Raw genomic sequence first — 1182 nt, forward strand, 5'->3', positions numbered from 1 at the left:
GGGTGCATCCCAGTTATGCAATGAGTAGGAGTGCTTAGTGCAGGTCAAGGGCAGAAGCTTTAGCCTCTGAGTAGTTGCGCCAAGGATACCTGAAGCGATGGATGCTGCCAAAGAAGCCCAAATCAAAGCTCATGCCCTGGCCTTAGCAGAGTTGCTCTACGACGAGACAGATCCCGAAGACGTTAAGACACTGGCGGGGATCGAAGTCGCCGTTCGTAACCACTTACTGACGCATGTAGGGCCAGAGATGGGCAATTTTTTATCGGCACAAGCAGCGGCACGCAGGGAGGACGAAAACGACACATCCAAAGCATCGTCGGACCGTTAAGCTTGAGTCAACGCCAGAGTCGGCGGCTTGCGGTCAAGGCTCGGACTCAGTGGAGTCCTTATCTTGAACAGTGTTGCTTATTGTTGAGCGCCAACGAGGCCTACGCCCGGGCTGCCGATGATATTGCTGTGCTGACCGGAGTGTGCGTGTCAGGCAGTACCCAACAACGCTTAGTCCATCGCCAAGATCTAGAGCTGCCAACGGTAGACGGCGGGGTCAAAGAAATGAGCTTAGATGGCGGCAAAGTACGCCTTCGGACTGCCGAGGGGCAGCCCTGTCAGTGGCGTGACTACAAGGCTATCAACCTGCATCAGTGGGGCATTAGCGCTTTTTACAAAGACAACGACAGCTTAGTCGATTGGGTTAACCAGCAGCCCTTAGCCCATCCCCTAGTTTGCCTTGGAGACGGCCACGACGGCATCTGGAACCTGTTTTCCCAAGTCGCTCACTCCAGCGAGCGCTTGGAGATTTTAGACTGGTACCACCTTATGGAGAATTTGGGCAACGTAGGTGGGTCTCACCAGCGTCTCAATGCCGTCGAAGCCTGCTTATGGCAAGGGGATGTAGACGGGGCGGTCAAGCTATTCGACGACTGGCCCCATGAGCGGGTAGACCAGTTTATCGGCTATTTGACTAAGCATCGCCATCGCATCGTCAACTACAGCTACTACCACGCAGAGGGCATCTCCATTGGCTCTGGAGCTGTAGAATCGACCATCAAGCAGATTGGCAGACGGGTGAAGATTTCAGGCGCTCAGTGGAAGGAAGACAACGTTCCTCAAGTGCTCCGACATCGCTGCGCTTATCTCAATGGTCAGTTCTCATCCTGAGTCTTGCAAGACTGGGATGCACCC

Annotated in this window: 1 protein-coding gene; it reads left to right on the plus strand. The window is 54.4% G+C overall.

Translation table 11 applies throughout. The features are described from left to right. The first annotated feature begins 97 nt into the window (after positions 1-97). Positions 98-1158 (plus strand): ISKra4 family transposase gene (locus ACQ4N7_RS30265; protein WP_430715128.1). Its coding sequence is split into 2 segments (ribosomal slippage): positions 98-254 and positions 254-1158, totalling 1062 coding nucleotides; the frame shifts between segments, so codons are not numbered across the junction. Positions 1159-1182 lie beyond the last annotated feature (24 nt).

Origin of the sequence: Nodosilinea sp. AN01ver1 (assembly GCF_050565655.1) — a bacterium.
Taxonomy (GTDB): domain Bacteria; phylum Cyanobacteriota; class Cyanobacteriia; order Phormidesmidales; family Phormidesmidaceae; genus Nodosilinea.